General features: G+C 62.7%; 13 protein-coding genes. 5 read left to right on the top strand and 8 right to left on the bottom strand.

The window, feature by feature from the left end:
- Window positions 1–11: 11 nt before the first annotated feature.
- From dnaE to GSQ90_RS11350, 7 genes are all read right to left on the bottom strand, one after another.
- Window positions 12–3,473 (bottom strand): DNA polymerase III subunit alpha, encoded by a 3,462-nt coding sequence (gene dnaE, locus GSQ90_RS11380; RefSeq protein WP_371418358.1) that lies wholly within the window; start codon window positions 3,471–3,473, stop codon window positions 12–14.
- Between the two features lie 330 nt (window positions 3,474–3,803).
- Complete coding sequence (locus GSQ90_RS11375) at window positions 3,804–4,676, bottom strand: class I SAM-dependent methyltransferase (protein WP_158814963.1); 873 nt, start codon at window positions 4,674–4,676, stop codon at window positions 3,804–3,806.
- 36 nt (window positions 4,677–4,712) lie between these two features.
- On the bottom strand, window positions 4,713–6,458 hold the full coding sequence (locus tag GSQ90_RS11370) for a thiamine pyrophosphate-binding protein (RefSeq protein WP_158814962.1): 1,746 nt from the start codon (window positions 6,456–6,458) through the stop codon (window positions 4,713–4,715).
- Between the two features lie 290 nt (window positions 6,459–6,748).
- The gene (locus GSQ90_RS11365; RefSeq protein ID WP_246731540.1) at window positions 6,749–6,910 is read right to left on the bottom strand and encodes a helix-turn-helix domain-containing protein; all 162 of its coding nucleotides are present in this window, start codon (window positions 6,908–6,910) and stop codon (window positions 6,749–6,751) included.
- A 495-nt stretch (window positions 6,911–7,405) separates the two neighbouring features.
- On the bottom strand, window positions 7,406–7,891 hold the full coding sequence (locus GSQ90_RS11360; RefSeq protein ID WP_158814961.1) for a MucR family transcriptional regulator: 486 nt from the start codon (window positions 7,889–7,891) through the stop codon (window positions 7,406–7,408).
- A 167-nt stretch (window positions 7,892–8,058) separates the two neighbouring features.
- On the bottom strand, window positions 8,059–8,277 hold the full coding sequence (locus tag GSQ90_RS11355; RefSeq protein WP_158814960.1) for a hypothetical protein: 219 nt from the start codon (window positions 8,275–8,277) through the stop codon (window positions 8,059–8,061).
- Between the two features lie 204 nt (window positions 8,278–8,481).
- Complete coding sequence (locus GSQ90_RS11350) at window positions 8,482–9,198, bottom strand: lysophospholipid acyltransferase family protein (protein ID WP_158814959.1); 717 nt, start codon at window positions 9,196–9,198, stop codon at window positions 8,482–8,484.
- A 281-nt stretch (window positions 9,199–9,479) separates the two neighbouring features.
- Between GSQ90_RS11350 and GSQ90_RS11345 the strand changes: the two genes are divergently transcribed.
- The 4 genes from GSQ90_RS11345 (at window position 9,480) to GSQ90_RS11335 (ending at window position 13,232) form a co-directional block, all read left to right on the top strand.
- Window positions 9,480–10,064, top strand: a complete 585-nt coding sequence (locus GSQ90_RS11345; protein ID WP_158814958.1) for a DUF2628 domain-containing protein — start codon at window positions 9,480–9,482, stop codon at window positions 10,062–10,064.
- Between the two features lie 35 nt (window positions 10,065–10,099).
- Window positions 10,100–12,256, top strand: coding sequence for a tetratricopeptide repeat protein (locus GSQ90_RS11340; RefSeq protein ID WP_158814957.1), 2,157 nt, complete (start codon window positions 10,100–10,102; stop codon window positions 12,254–12,256).
- A complete protein-coding gene (locus GSQ90_RS32665) occupies window positions 12,257–12,388 on the top strand; it encodes a hypothetical protein (RefSeq protein ID WP_256366593.1) in 132 nt (43 codons plus the stop codon).
- Between the two features lie 220 nt (window positions 12,389–12,608).
- Window positions 12,609–13,232, top strand: coding sequence for a transglutaminase-like cysteine peptidase (locus tag GSQ90_RS11335; protein WP_158814956.1), 624 nt, complete (start codon window positions 12,609–12,611; stop codon window positions 13,230–13,232).
- Between the two features lie 90 nt (window positions 13,233–13,322).
- Here GSQ90_RS11335 and GSQ90_RS11330 read toward each other — a convergent pair whose 3' ends face one another.
- A complete protein-coding gene (locus GSQ90_RS11330) occupies window positions 13,323–13,853 on the bottom strand; it encodes a gamma carbonic anhydrase family protein (protein WP_158814955.1) in 531 nt (176 codons plus the stop codon).
- Window positions 13,854–14,023: 170 nt separating this feature from the next.
- Between GSQ90_RS11330 and GSQ90_RS11325 the strand changes: the two genes are divergently transcribed.
- Window positions 14,024–14,674 carry a hypothetical protein gene (locus GSQ90_RS11325; protein ID WP_158814954.1) on the top strand — a complete coding sequence of 217 codons (651 nt, stop codon included), beginning with the start codon at window positions 14,024–14,026 and terminating at the stop codon, window positions 14,672–14,674.
- Window positions 14,675–15,198 lie beyond the last annotated feature (524 nt).

Genomic DNA, 15,198 nt, shown 5'->3' with positions numbered 1-15,198 from the left:
GCGCCGCCGCCTCAGACGTGCTCGACCGCCACCACTCCTGCGACCGCTTTCAACGCGCCCGCGATCGAGGCCGAGACCGCAAAGCGGCCGGGCAGCTTGATCTCGACCTCGCCCTGCGCCGGGCCGAGCAGGACGACAAGCGACACTTCGCCCTCGCCTTTGGTCTGCAGCCGCTCCTCGATGGAGGGCAGCGGCGCCTCGTCGCGCAGAAAAATCCGCAGGCCCTTGTGAATGCGCGCGGCCGCCAAGGCGAGCGCTTCGACATGGATGATGCGCGCGCGGACATCCTCGCCTTCGACCGCGCCTTGCAAAGTCACCAGCACGTCCGAGCCCTTTTCCAGGAGATCGCGATATTGGGCGAGACCTTCGGCGAAAAGAATCGCCTCGTACTGGCCGGACGGATCGGAAAGCTGGACGATGCCAAGCTTCGATCCCGATTTGGTGCGCCGCTCCGAGCGATCGAGCACGCTGGCGGCAAGGCGCGCCGATGTCGCGCCCCGCCGCACGCCGCGCGCAAAATCGGCCCAGCGCGTGATGCGCAGTTTGGTCAGGACGCTTTGATAGGCGTCCAAGGGATGGCCTGAGAGGAAAAACCCGACCGCGTCGAATTCGCGCCGCAGCCGGTCGGCCGCCGGCCAGGGCGAAGCGCGCACTTTCAGCGGCGCGTTGTCGCTTTCGCCAAACAGCCCGCTTTGCCCCGCCGCCTTCTCCTGGGCGGTGCGATTGGCGAGCGCGAGAGCCGCCTCCATCGCGGCGAAGGCGATGGCGCGATCAGGCTCGATTTCATCGAAAGCGCCGGCGGCGGCCAGACTCTCCAGCGCTTTCTTGTTGACGGCGCGCGGATCGATACGGCGCGCCATATCGCTCAACGAAGAGAACGGTCTGTCGCCGCGCGCGGCGACAATCGCGGCCGCCTGCGCTTCGCCCACCCCTTTGACCGCCGACAGCGCATAGGCGATCGAAAGCGCGCCGTCCTCCCCGACGCGCGCGTCAAAATCGACGTCCGAGCCATTGACGGAAGGGGGCGCCACCTTGATGCCCAGACGCATGGCCTCGCCGCGAAATTCGGCGAGCTTGTCAGTGTTCGACTTGTCGAGCGTCATCGACGCCGCGAGAAATTCGACGGGATGGTTGGCCTTGAACCAGCCGGTCCAATAGGCGATCAAGGCATAGGCCGCCGCATGGCTCTTGTTGAAGCCATAATCGGCGAATTTGGCGAGCAGATCGAAAATCTCGTCGGCCTTGCTCTGGCTGAGGCCGCGCGCGACGGCACCCTCGACGAAACGGGCGCGCTGCGCGTCCATTTCCGCCTTGATCTTCTTGCCCATCGCGCGGCGCAGAAGATCGGCCTCGCCGAGCGAAAAGCCCGACAAAACCTGCGCGATCTGCATCACCTGTTCCTGATAGATGATGACGCCGAAAGTCTCGCGCAAAACCGGCTCGATCCGCGGCTCGATATAGTCAGGTTTCTCCTGGCCGAGCTTGCGCGCGCAATAGGTCGGGATATTGGCCATCGGGCCCGGCCGATAAAGCGCGACCAGCGCGATAATGTCCTCAAAACGATCGGCGCGCATTTCGACCAGCGCCTTGCGCATGCCGCCGCTTTCCACCTGGAACACGCCGATCGTTTCGCCGCGTCCCAGCATTTCATAGGTTTTGGAATCGTCGAGCGGAATTTTCGACAAGTCGATGTCGATTCCGCGCCGCGCCAGCAGGCGCGTGGCCTTCTGCAACGTGGTCAGGGTTTTCAACCCGAGAAAATCGAACTTCACGAGGCCGGCCGATTCGACCCATTTCATGTTGAATTGGGTCGCCGGCATGTCGGATTTCGGATCGCGATAGAGCGGCACGAGTTCGACCAGCGGGCGATCGCCGATCACCACGCCGGCCGCATGGGTCGAGGCGTTGGAATAAAGCCCCTCGAGCCGTCCGGCGATGGCGAGCATTTTGGCGACGCGCGGATCGGCTTCCGAAGCTTCGCTGAGGCGCGGCTCGTCGACAAACGCCTGTTTCAGCGTGACGGGATTGGCCGGGTTTTGCGGCACCAGTTTGGCGAGTTTGTCGACCTGGCCGAGCGGCAATTCCAGCACGCGCCCGACATTGCGCATGACGCCGCGCGCCAGGAACGAACCGAAGGTGATGATCTGCGCGACGCGATCGGCGCCGTAGCGCTGGCGCACATAGGCGATCACTTCGTCGCGCCGATCCTGACAAAAATCGATGTCGAAGTCGGGCATCGACACGCGTTCGGGATTGAGGAAGCGCTCGAACAGCAGGCCGAAGCGGATGGGATCGAGATCGGTGATGGTCAGCGACCAGGCGACCAGCGAGCCGGCGCCCGAACCGCGCCCCGGCCCGACGGGAATATCCTGCCGCTTGGCCCATTGGATGAAGTCGGCGACGATCAGGAAATAGCCGGGGAACTTCATATTGACGATGACGTCGAGCTCAAAGGCGAGCCGCGCTTCATAGTCGCTTTGAGTAAATCCCGGCGCGCAGCCGTAATGGGCAAGCCGTGCCGCAAGCCCTTGCGCCGCCTGCGCGCGCAGCTCGCCGACCTCATCGAGCGCATCGCCGGCGGCCGAGGTGAAGCGCGGCAAGATCGGCTTGCGCGTCTGGGTGCGGAACGCGCAACGCAGCGCGATCTCGACGCTGGCGCCGGTCGCCTCCGGCAGATCCGCAAACAGCTTGACCATTTCGGCCCGCGTCTTGAAGCCATGCTCGGCGGAGAGACGGCGCCGGTCGCCCGCGCCGACCAGCGCGCCATCCGCGATGCAGAGCAAGGCGTCCTGCGCTTCATGATCAGCAGGCCCCGCGAAATAGGGCTCGTTGGCGGCGACCAGCGGCAGCGAAAGGGAATAGGCGAGATCGAGCAATTGCGGCTCGACGGCCTTCTCGGATTCGATGTCGTGACGCTGCAATTCGACATAAAGGCGCCTGTCGAACAGCGCCGCCAGACGCATCAGCCGCGCACGCGCGAGATCGGCGAACCCGCCCGTCAAGGCGCGGTCGATCGGCCCGGCTGGACCGCCCGTCAGCGCGATCAGGCCGTCGACCGCGCCCAGCGCGTCGAAACGAACATGCGGCTCGTCCGAATCATTGGGCTCAAGCCAGACCTTGCTGGCGAGCCGCATCAGGTTGACGTAGCCGGCCTCGTTTTGCGCGAGCAGTACGATCGGCGCGCGCGCCAGGCGCTGATCGGCGCGCGGGCTCGAAGACGCCGGCGCATCGCTAAAATCCACCGCGATCTGCGCGCCGATAATCGCCTGGACGCCCGATTTCGAGAGTTTCTCGGAAAACTCGAGGGCGCCGAACAAATTGTTGGTGTCGGTGATCGCCAAAGCCGGCATCCCATCGGCCTTGGCGAGCTTGGCCAGGGTTTCGATCGTCAGCGCGCCTTCGCGCAGCGAATAGGAGGAATGAACGTGCAAATGCACGAAGCCGACGGATTTGATGATCGAAGGATCCACAATTCTTCCCCTGGACGGCCACCATTGTCTGCGCCGCGCGACCCCTAGTCGAGGCTCGCCCCTGAGTCGTCAACAGCGATCACGCGCCGAGCGAACGCGCGACCATGGCGATCATCGCCAAAAACGCCGCCAGCGCGGCAAGCTCGACCATATCCTGCATGATTCCAACAGCGCGATACATCATGACGACCTCCGGGCGAAAGACCGAAGGTTCTCTCTATGTTCTTTTTATGTTCACGTCAAGGTCTCGGGCCAAGATGACTCCCGACACCGATGCCGATCGTCGCGCGCATAGGCCCAAAGCTGTCCAGTCTTGGTTTGCCCCGTCCCCGATCAGGCGCCGGCGCCGCCGTCTCGTCTGCGAAGAGGCCGCAAATTACCTACCTGCATCTCGATTAGGGCCCAGCCGTCGGCTTCCTTCCACGTTTCCGAATCCGGCCAAAAGTTCTGTGCGTAATCAATCAATGGCATAATGTTCGCGGTGGAATAGCCCATCTCTTTCAATGTGCTAATCACGTCGCTGAGTTGATCGCCCGCAGGGAATTTTTTAAATAGCTCCATACCGCGAAGTTCGAACATTCTTCGATTTAGACGCTCAAGGCGAGCCCGCGTCCAGAAATCCAAGGCAACTTTACTGCCTTCGACGAGTCCCAGCTTCGTCGGGGAGAGCAAGTTCGAAACAGCTTGCGCGGGCAAAAAGAAAACCACGCCCTCGGCCATGACAAAAGTCTTGATCTTTGTGTCCCAGCCAGCCTTCACGAGCGCTGCGCCGACGTCATCGCTGGCGAGGTCGGCGCCGACGGATGCAACCCAGTCGGGTTTGGCGACCCCATGATCGCGAAGCACCGCGTATTTCGTTGCCAACATCTCGGAACGATCAACCTCGAACACCATGCAGCCGCCGGGATGGAACGCCGACATCCAGATAGCGCGCGTATCAAACCCGGCTCCGAGCACGATGACCTGAGCGTAAGCTTTCACCGCGTCCTCGATCCGGTCGCTGAACCAACGATAGCGCGCGGCGCTGAACGGCCGCACGACCGGGTCTATCTGGGTAGCCAGCGAGACAAGCCGTTCACCCTCATCAGAGACGAAATAATGCGCATAAGGATCCTGCGCGCCCACCGTTCGCATCAGGTCTTGGTCGGCCCGTAAAACACTGAGCGCATCCGCCGTTGTGCTAACGGCGCCTTCGAGATTGCCCATGGCTCGTCACTCATGTCGCTAAGCAGGTCCGCAGCATCAGTTCGCGGGACCGGGGTCTGCACGAAATTGCCGGAGCGCCGCATTTCGCTGGCTGCCATCCAACCGAACGTCGGGATCAATCCTGATATCGAGCACGACTGGCTTTGCGGGCCTGGCCGCCAGCGCTGCAAGAAGTTCGTCCTTGGTTTGGACGACGAGTCCTTCGGCTCCCATCGCGCGCGCAATAGCGGCGAAATCGACAAGTTGGGTCGTCATGTCGGTGGAAGCGCCGAATAGGTCATGCATGCCGAGATGGCACATGTTCAGCCGGCTATCGTTGACGACCAGGATCGTCACCGGCAGCTCCATCTGAACGGCCGTGGCAAGCTCGGACCCGTACATAAGAAAGCCGCCATCGCCGCAGAGCGCATAGACGCGTCGCGATCCAGCTCCCATTTGAAACCCGATCGCCGTGCATATGCCAGAACCCATCGAGCCAAACCCTAGGTTGGCGACGAAGCGCTTCCTGCGACAAATCTTCAAGTAATGTAGCGCTACCGATAGGTGCTCGCCCATATCCGATGTGAACACCGCGTCAGACGGGCACATTTCATTCATAGCGAGCGCCACGTCTATGGTTGTCAGCATGCCTTTGGCCGATTTCTGCGCCGGTAGCGTCGCGACGCCGGAAAAGGTCAGAGTTCTCTTGGCCGGTCGGCCGTCCGACTCCGACAGCATCCTGTCAAGGATAGCATCAATAGGAGCGTTGAAGGCGAGGTCGACCGGGTAATTCCTTCCAAGGCGCGCGGCGTCAATGTCAATCTGGATCAACACCTTCGTCGCCGCCACCAGAGATGACCACCCGTTGGTGGAAAAATCATTCAGCCCTGATCCACACACCAGGATGACATCAACGCCCCCGGACAAGTAAGCAATAGCCGACTCATGACCGCCGAAGCCCAGGATGCCAAGATATGACGAATGATCCTCCGGAAAGATGCCCTTGGCTTTCGGCGTGACCAAGATAGGCGCGCCAGTCAGGTCAACGAGATCGATGAGCGCTTCGGTGTCTCTGCGCCCGCCCGATCCGGCGATGATCAGGGGTCGTTTAGCATTCAGGAGCAAATTCACTGCGCGATGGCAGGCTGCACCGTCTATCTCATATTCGATACTTTTGCTGCCGGAAAAAAGAGCCCCCGCCGCAACGACGCTGGATGAGACGTTGAGCGGCAAAGACAAAAACGTCGGCCCCGACAAATCATCGATAGAGTGTCGCAGTGCTTCATGCGTTAAAGCGGCGGCCGTCTCCGGGCGCGTAACTTGAGCGGCAAAGCGAGTGATATTACGAACCATGGAAAGCGCATCGAATTCGTTTGTCGAGCCCTCCTGTAGTGCGCCACGACCAAAAGCCGTGGTTGGCACTTCACCGCTCAACATCAAGAGCGGTATCCGATCGTAATAGGCTGACGCCAATCCGGTCAGCGCATTGGTGATGCCCGGTCCTGCGGTCGTTATCACCGCGCCTGGCCGCCCTGTCGCCATGGCGTAGCCCATGGCGAGGAATATAGCGCCCGTCTCGTGTTTCGCATTGACGACGCGAATTTGAGGGCGCTCGACCAACCCAGCGTACAGGCTGGATACCGCGCCGCCGGGAATTCCAAAAATCGTATCGATACCGTGGTCTTGAAGAATGTCGAGAATCAGTCCGCCAACCGCGATTCTCCGGCCACGCTTTTCGCTCGCTTCGCTTTCAACGATCTGGCGCGGCGTTAGCCCCGCAAGCTCGCTGTCGCTTAAGCTCATTCGATGCACCCTGCTGATCTGGTCTCGGGTTCGATCGGTCAAACGCCGCGATCGGGTCCGCTCACGCTAACATTATTCGCCATGACGACTGAAGAGTAGACAAATAGTTTGCCTAAAGCGGGGCGCTGACATCAATAAGTCGTGAGCCTCCCCAGCCTACCCGCCAGCATATTTTGTCTAGCGCCGCCGAGCGGTGTGATACGGTTTCCGTGTGATTAGCGCGACGGGTTGGTAGCGCAGCGAGTCTAAGTTAGCGCTTCCAGGATCATGGGCTTGCAAGCCGCCGCTCTTCACGATCGAGCATCAGCTTTTGGAGGTGAGCCGAAGGCGCGCCTGAAAGCGTGGCCGAATGCGCTCTGCGAGGTATAGCCAACCTTGCTCGCTATGCCGGCGACAGTCTCATCGCCACGCGCCAGCGCCGCACGAGCAATGGTGAGACGCCACGCCCGCACGTAGGCGAGCGGCACGGTTTCCGCTTATTCCTCGCCGCGCGCCGCAGACGCTGCGATGAACAGCCTTGCCAACGGGATGTAGTAGTTTCAGGCGAGGAGTTTAGGGGCGTAACGAAATACGGGAATCGTTTTTCCGACAATCCGACGAAAGCTCGTGATGGGTTGGTCAGGATCGACATCGTCAGCTTGCGCCATCGCTCGGGCTATCTTTTGGACCTTGCTCATCAACACCCTCAGATAGTAATTTTTCTTTCTGTATGGGTTGCGCCTCGTCGGCCATTTCATGCTTGCGCCGAGGATAGAGGAACCGCGGTCGGATCACGAGTCGCGTCAATCCGGCTCGCTTTCAACCTGAGGCCCTATCCTTAAATTTCAAAGGAATCCGATACCCCGGGAGGCATCGTCTCAGCTTCAGAAAATGTTGTGTTCTGCTTGCCGGGGAGCGCGGCCAGTCGGAATAAGGCGGCGGTCACGCCTCGAGGCGCGTCTTCGCAGTCAGCCGGCCGCCTTGCGTGGCCGGCCGCGGCCGGGCTTGCCCTTGGCCGCGCTGTCGCTCTTGGGAGCGGCGCCGTTCTGGCGAATTTGACCAAGCCCGATTTTCTTCGCCAGCTCCGATCGCGCCGCCGCGTAATTGGCGGCGACCATCGGATAGTCGGGTGGCAGGCTCCACTTCGCGCGATATTGGTCCGGCGTCATTCCAAGCACCGTCAGATGCCGCCGCAAGGATTTGAATTTGCGGCCATCGTCGAGACAGATGAGATAGTCCGGCGTGATCGATTTGCGAACCGTCACCGCCGCGACGGGCGCGACGGGCTCCGCCACTGTCGGCGCCCCGCTCGCGATCCTCGCCAAAGCCGCATGCACCGAATGGATCAAAGCCGGCAGGTCGGCTGACGGCAGGGAATTATGGGCGACAAAGGCTGACACGATTTCGGTCGCCAGGGCGACGGGATCGGAATCCGTGGAAATGGGCTGCGGCATGGCGATGATCTCTCAAATATTGCCAGGAATATTCCAGCATCTCTATAGATCACTCGCCCCAGGCCAGCGCAAGCGCCCCCTTGAGCCAGTCGCGACGCCCTCCGAAAAGAAGACATGTGAAACAAAAGCAGAGCGCGGGCGCCTGAATCAGCGGACGCATCTCGTTTTCATGTCTTGTCGGCATTTTGTACTTGGCCCAGGCGCTCGATAATTTGCGCGGGCGACTCGGTCACCTCAAACCATTGCTCATCGGCCGTCGCCAGCGTGATGCGCGCGCCTGTATTATGCGCCTTGATCATTGAGGCATGCGCTAGGTTGACATAGATCGTCTCATCGTCGCTATGCGACGTGCATCTGACCCATTGATGCGTCATCGGCTGCTCCATTGCCATTGCTTCGCGCCAAATCTAACATGGGCGCCGCGCGAGCGCCTGTCGATCGGACAAATCTTCAAACGTGACCCGGCTTCCGCCAACGATCTCGTTGCGCTCGCTCAGCGGGCCAAGAGATTGGCTTTCTCATAATCGTCCCACGTCAGTTCGGTTGCGGCAATCATATCCCATTTCTGGAGCCGGCCAGTCCCGCCAGCTTCATTCGCGCCGCAGCCCAGCGCCGGGATCGGCGGCGCCGACCTTGGAATAGGCGCGCGCATGAACCGCGTCGAGCCCCGCTTCGACCGCTGCGCGCGCGCGCTCCATCGCCTGCTCGTCGGCGTTGGCGGGGACATGGATGAGATCGCCGACGACAATGGCGCCGCGTCCGAATGGCTTGCCAAGGCTCGCCCGATCCCATGATTTGAAATCGAACCGGCGGCTGGTGACGACCGCCGTCGGCGCGATCGGCCGGCCGGAAAGCTTCGCCAGCAGCACAATGCCGCTCCCCGCGACGCGCGCCCGCTTGGGGATGTCGGCGGTGATCGCCACCGAGGCGCCGCCCGCGAGCGCGCGCAGCATTTCGCGCATCGCCGGCGCCCCTCCTTTATCGCGCCGACCGGCTGAGCGCGCGCCCGAACCGCGTATCGGCGTGACGCCGAGGCGGCGCAAAGCGGCGGCGTTGACGCCGCCGTCGCCGTGGCGGGAGATCAGCGCCGCCATGCGCGCGATGGAGCGAGGCCACGCGAAAGAAATCATGAAATGCTGGCCATGCCACATCGCGACGATCAGCGGCGTCTGGCCGGCGATCGCCGCATCGAGGTCGGGCGGCTCGAAGGTGAAGCGGTTCGTGCGGCGCACGAGCCTGATATAGGCCGCCAGCAAAAGACCCAGCGTCTCCTGCACAAACTTCATCCGGCCAAGACGTTTTAGCATTTTTTAATGAACCAAGCCTCTGTCTATTGCGTTTAGCCGCCCGCAGTCAGGCGGCTTGATGGGCGCGTCGCGACGCGCGGTCAATAGCCCGCCCAATAGCGTTTGCGGCCTGGTCCATCTAGCCCGCTTGCGTCCGGCGGCGGCCCGATTCGATTTGCAGGGGCATCTTCAATTTGCCACCATCGCGCCCTAGGCGACATTGGGCGCCCGATGGCGGCATTGCCCGCGGTCGTCCCATTTCCGGCGACCGTCGCATTCCGACCCTGGAGAATTGCCCGGCAATGTCGTTCCTGTCTCCCGCCTCCGGCGAGCCTCCCGACCCGAAGTTCGAAAACGATGAGCGCGCCGAGGTTGGTCCTGCCGGACCAGCCGAACTCGCCAATGCGCCGGCGCCCGTGGATGAGGCCCTCTCGCGCGCCACCGCGCGAGAGGCGGATTTGCGTCTGTTCGCGGGCGCCAACGCCGATGTTTTCGTGAAGATGTCGAAGGCCCGGGAGACCGGGAGCGCGGGCGGGAACGCCGTCTGCTGGCCGGGATTTCTGTTCCCAGCCGCCTGGTTCCTCTATCGCAAGATGTACGGCTATGCCGCGATCACAATTCTCCTGCCGGTCCTCGCCAGCCTCGTCCATGTCCCGGGCGAAATCACGCGCTGGATCGGCTTCGGTTTCGCGTTTCTGGGCGCCTTCGGCAATCGGCTGTATCTCGCCAGGGCGCGCAAGATGATCGCTGAAATCCGCGCCGCCGCGACCGACGAAGCCAACGCGCGCGAGACGATCGCCCGAGCGGGCGGCGTCTCCGTCGCCGGCGCGGTCATCGGCGCTCTTCTGATCGCCGCCTTCGTCGCCTTCGCCCTCCTGAAAGTCTGATCGATCCCTGGCGCGCTGAATTTATCGGAGAGCGGATGATTCTGGTTCTGTCCTCGCGCATTCTGGCGCTGCCGGCCGCCCTGATCGGCGGCATGCTCGTCGCCCTCGTCATCCTGCGGCTGGGGCGCAAGAGCTTCTCGCCGCGGCTGTTTGGCGTCGCCATCGCTAGCGGCGCGATGGTGGCCTTCCTGCCGGCCGCGGTCGATTTCTTCGAAGCCAGGCTCCATCTCGTTCTGACGCCGTTCTGGGAGGCGACGATCAAAGCCTTCGTCCTTGCCGGCCTCGCCGAGGAGGGAGCCAAGCTCGCGGCGGCCTATTTCTTCGTGCGCCCCTATTACGAGCGCCGCACGGCGCGCGACCTGGTTCTCGGCGTCGCGTCGGTCGCGCTCGGCTTCGCGCTCCTCGAGAATGTTCTCTATGTTTTCGCCGCCGCGGATCGTTGGCCCGCGACCGCGCTGGCGCGCATGGCGACGGCGGTGCCGATTCATGCGCTGATCGGCATCGTGCTGGGCGGCGGCCTCGTCCGCGCCGAGTCCGAGCCGCGCGGCGCGATGCGCACGCTCCTCATCATGCGCGCCTGGCTCATCGCCGCGCTCTTGCATGGATTTTACGACTTCCCGCTCTTTCTGGGTCAGCATGCGCCGCTTTATCCAACGCCGCTCAACCAGTTCGCGCTTGCCTTTTCGGCGACGACGCCGACGCTGCTTTCGATCCTCTATCTGGCCGCGGTGGTCGCCGTCTGCATTGGCGCGACGCGCGTCATCCTTGGGCTTCGCAAAAAGGCCAGCGTCGAATCCGAACCGGGCGGCGCGGCGCGGCCCGTACGACCGAACTGGCTCAATAGATTTGTCTTCGCCCGCGCGACCGGGCTCATCCTGGGCGCCCTGCTGCTGATCCCGTCGGCGATCTGGATCGCCCTTGCGGTCAACGCGACCATCGCCGGCGTCATGCCGGTGATGACGCTCGACGCCCTGAGCGTCTGCGCGGCTTCGGCCATGATCGGCGCGCTTCTCCTGTCGCGCGCGGCGCCGAGGCCCGCCGGTGCGCCGCGCATCTCTCGCAAGGGCCGCATTCTCGCATTCGGCGCGCTCGCCGCCGTCGGCGTGGCGATCGTCGTCTTCCACAGCGCGATTGAAGCGGCGCGGCGCGATCTTCTCGCCTATGCGCTTGTCTTCAGCGGCAATTCCTATAGCGGCCAGGGCGATCTTGATCGCGGCGTGCAGAATTATGATTCGGCGCTTGCGTACAAGCCCGATTTCGTTCCCGCGTTCTTCCAGCGTGCGCTCGCCAACAAGACCTATCAACGCTACGATCGCGTGCTTGACGATCTCAACACCGCGGTGCGCCTCGCGCCCGACGACCCCGCGATTTTGGGCGAACGCGCCAACGCCTTCGAGAACCTTCACCAGTCGGACAACGCGGTCGCCGATCTCGACCGCGCGCTGACGATCAAACCCGACGAGCCGGTGCTTCTGTCCGTGCGCGCCGAAATCCTGACCAACAAGGGCGATTTCGACAAGGCCTCCGCCGATCTCGATCGCGCGCTGCAACTCAAGCCCGATCTCGCGCTAGCCCATGCCGGACGCGGCGATCTGTTCCTGCAAAAGGTCGATTACGGAAACGCATTGCGCGAGCTTGACGAAGCGATCCGCATCGATCCCAATTTCGCCACGGCCTATTTCACGCGCGGCCGGGCGCACTATTATCGCGGCGAATTCCCGGCGGCCGTCGCCGATTTCCAACAAGCCAACGGGCGCCAGCCCTATGCCTATTCCGCTCTATGGCTCTATCTGGCCCAGGCGCGCGCCGGCAAGAACGGCCGCGACGAGCTCATCTTCTGGGCAAGCCGCCTGTCGCCCAACGCCTGGCCGTTTCCGATCATCGAACTCTATCTTGGCGCACGGTCGGCGCCGTCCGCCCTCGACTCCGCCGCCAACCCCGATCAGGTTTGCGAGGCTGACTATTACGTCGCCGAATGGCTCGTCCTGCAGAACCTGAATGAGCCCGCGATCCCCGGGCTGAAACGCGCCGTCGACGCCTGCCCGAAGAGCTTCATCGAATATAGCGGCGCGGTCGCCGAACTGAGCCGGCTCGCGCCGCCCGCCGCGCCAGCTCCAGCGCCGGACGCCCCTGCGTCTCCGGCGCCGGAGACGCCTGGCGCGTCTTCAAACGCGGGCGAAGCCAAGCCTTGAATGCCCGCGCCGCCGCGCCTGAAGGAAACTCCTAACCATTTCAACGGTTCTGCCGGCCGCATCGGGCGCAAAAACCCGCTTGGCGCGCGCGAATTAACCTTTGCCGACGGCGCCATGGTTTCGATTGCATGAAGCCGCGGTCAAGCAAAGATGGCGCCGATCTCCAGCAACCGCCCGATCCCGCCAATTCCGGGCTATTTAGACGTTGTTGACCCAAAAGCTTAAGCCCTGATTATTCTTTATTTTACGGTCATGGACCTGAATCGGGATCGTTATAACTTGATGCTTTTACTTGGGCCGTTGGAAAAACGCCGCCCCTATCGTCATCCCCGGGGAATGACAGGGGACGACGATGATTTCGGGATTGGTCCGCGCCGGCGCGGCGGCAAGCATGATACTCGGCGCCTGGATCGCCTGGGGACAGCCGACCAGCGCCAGTTCGGTCGAGGCGAGCTATGCGGCGGTCGGCGAGGAGACCAGCGTGCCTTACGGCTGGGTCGATTTCTGCAAGCGCTATGAAAGCGAATGCGACGACGAACGCATCGCCGCCGTCGACATCAATCTTTCGGCCAAGGCTCTGCGCGAGATCACGCGCGTCAACCACTGGGTCAATGCGCATGTGGAGCCGATCAGCGACATGGATCATTGGGGCCTCGTCGATCGCTGGGATTATCCCCTCGACGGCAAGGGCGATTGCGAGGACTACGCGCTTTTGAAGCGCAAGATGCTGATTGACCTTGGCTTTCCGCGTCAGGCCTTGCTGATGACCGTCGTCAAGGACGAGAGCCAGGAAGGCCATGCGATCCTCACCCTGAAAACCAGCAAGGGCGAGTTCGTGCTCGACAATCTGAACGACGACGTGAAGCCGTGGACGACGACCCCGTATCGCTTCGTCAAGCGCCAGAGCCAGCAGGATCAGAACGTCTGGGTGATGCTTGGCCCGCCGGTGGAGGCGCCGCTCTATACGGCGCGTTAGACCGTAATCAAAGTTCCGAAGCGGGATCCGCCCCCTAAATCCCGTTTCGTCCTGAGGCCGGCCTTCCCCCCAAGGCCGGCCTCTCTTTTTCTAGCTTATCGCAACCATGCCTTTGGAGAAGCGTCGCCAGTTCTCGACATAATGGGCGGCCGACGCTTTGAGGCGGGCGACGGCCTCTTCATCAAGCGTGCGGATCGCCTTGGCGGGCGAACCGACGATGAGCGAATGATCGGAAAATGTCTTGCCTTCCGTCACCAGCGCGCCGGCGCCGACAAGACAGCCGGCGCCAATGCGCGCGCCATTGAGGACAATCGCGCCCATGCCGATCAGCGAGCCCGCGCCGATCGCGCAGCCATGCAGGATCGCATTGTGGCCGATCGTGCAATCTTCGGCGATATCGATGGGAAAGCCGATGTCGGTATGGAGCGTCGAACCTTCCTGAATATTGGTGCGCGCGCCCAGGCTGATGCGCTCGTTGTCGCCGCGTAAGGTCGCGCCAAACCAGATGCCGCAATCGTCCCCCAGCGCGACATTGCCGATGACGCTGGCGTTGGGCGCAATCCAGTAACGGCCCAACACGGGCAAAACCGGGCTGACCCCGTCGAGCGCGTAAATAGGCATTTCAAAGGTCTCCGTTCTGGCGAGGCGGTCTTTATCGCAACGAACGCGCGCGGAAGGCAATGACGTCGCAGCCTTCGCGAAACGACGACTCGCACCGGCGCCAAGGCTGCGCCAATGTTCCCGCCGACAATGCCGCGATTCGCACGAGGCCTTGCGGAGAGTCGAAACTGATGTCTTCGAAATTTACCGCGTTGTGCGTCGGCGCGGCGGCGCTGCTTTTGCTCATTGGCGCGGGGCTCTTCTTGCATTTTGGGCGAGGCGGCGCGGCGCCGCCAACGCGCCAGGCTTTTGTCGGCGCGGCGCGCTTCACCTTGCTCAGTGGCTATTTCCGGCCATCCTCGCGGGACGGCGGGCGCCTCGACCGCCTCGACCTCGCCGCCTTCTTCCCCGATTTCGGCCCGGCCGGCGAGGCCGGCGACATCGACGGCAAGACCGATCTCGCCGAACGCTATCAAAGACTGGTGTTCATCACCGTCACGCCAGCCGATTCCAGCCTCGATCCGGCCGAGCGGCCGACCAAGCTCTACGCGCGCTTCCTTGAGCCCGATCAATGGAGCCATCCCGGCGGCCTCCTCGCGAGCGCCTTTCAGGCGGGCAGCCCCTTCGAGGGCCAGGAGCTGTATTTTGCGGCGCCGGAGGGCCGCGCCTTCTCGGCGCGCTGCAGCCGCCCCGACCAGACGCAAAAGACGCCCAATTCCTGCACCTATGACTTCCGCGTCGACGGTCTCGACATCGAGCTGCGCTTTTCCGCGGCGCTCCTCTCGGAATGGGAAAAGCTGAGTGCGGGCGCGCGCGGGCTTATCGAGGCGGCGCGGCGTTAGAGCTAGGCGCCGTGAGGCGGAAAATCGGCCAATGGTCGTCGCGAACGGGTCTGCGCCGCCCTCTTGCACGGCGCCGGATGGCTTGGCGGTCGGCGATGGAAGAGCCGCGGAATAGTCGGGGCCGCCGAAGCGCCCGCTAAAACCCTTGCTAAGTCCTTGATTCTCGCTCGTGCGGAAGCGCATTTCCATCCGCGAAACGAGCGATATCAAGGGCTTGAGTCCGTTTTGCCTTCCCAATGCATTTTCCGCGCGCAGAACAGGCGCTGCGCGCCTATCGCGGCTGACGCGGCGGCATTGGCGCGGGCCATGCGCCTTGACCGGACGATTAGGCTTTCTGGCGGACGGGTCGGGCCGATCAAGTCAAGACTCCGTGGGCTCGGCGTTTTGGAAATAGAGCCGGAAGACTAGCATAAATTTCCAATTTTCAGAAATAAAATGTCGGCTCTTATCGCGTTAGCTGTTGGTATGGCCCCATGCCAATGGCGCTGGAGATCCAGTTCTCCGGATTGGCCTGTGGTCCCCAC

The sequence above is a fragment of the Methylocapsa sp. S129 genome, from assembly GCF_009765995.1.
Classification (GTDB): Bacteria; Pseudomonadota; Alphaproteobacteria; order Rhizobiales; family Beijerinckiaceae; genus Roseiarcus.
Note: the sequence above shows the minus strand (reverse complement) of the source record. Positions and strands in the feature narration are given on the sequence as shown.

Coding starts and splice junctions, on each gene's coding strand:
- GSQ90_RS11375 (WP_158814963.1), bottom strand. CDS start 4,676: ATGGGCAATCTCGAAGGCGCCGTTAGCACAACGGCGGATGCGCTCAGT.
- GSQ90_RS11370 (WP_158814962.1), bottom strand. CDS start 6,458: ATGAGCTTAAGCGACAGCGAGCTTGCGGGGCTAACGCCGCGCCAGATC.
- GSQ90_RS11360 (WP_158814961.1), bottom strand. CDS start 7,891: ATGCCGCAGCCCATTTCCACGGATTCCGATCCCGTCGCCCTGGCGACC.
- GSQ90_RS11355 (WP_158814960.1), bottom strand. CDS start 8,277: ATGGAGCAGCCGATGACGCATCAATGGGTCAGATGCACGTCGCATAGC.
- GSQ90_RS11350 (WP_158814959.1), bottom strand. CDS start 9,198: ATGCTAAAACGTCTTGGCCGGATGAAGTTTGTGCAGGAGACGCTGGGT.
- GSQ90_RS11345 (WP_158814958.1), top strand. CDS start 9,480: ATGTCGTTCCTGTCTCCCGCCTCCGGCGAGCCTCCCGACCCGAAGTTC.
- GSQ90_RS11340 (WP_158814957.1), top strand. CDS start 10,100: ATGATTCTGGTTCTGTCCTCGCGCATTCTGGCGCTGCCGGCCGCCCTG.
- GSQ90_RS32665 (WP_256366593.1), top strand. CDS start 12,257: ATGCCCGCGCCGCCGCGCCTGAAGGAAACTCCTAACCATTTCAACGGT.
- GSQ90_RS11335 (WP_158814956.1), top strand. CDS start 12,609: ATGATTTCGGGATTGGTCCGCGCCGGCGCGGCGGCAAGCATGATACTC.
- GSQ90_RS11330 (WP_158814955.1), bottom strand. CDS start 13,853: ATGCCTATTTACGCGCTCGACGGGGTCAGCCCGGTTTTGCCCGTGTTG.
- GSQ90_RS11325 (WP_158814954.1), top strand. CDS start 14,024: ATGTCTTCGAAATTTACCGCGTTGTGCGTCGGCGCGGCGGCGCTGCTT.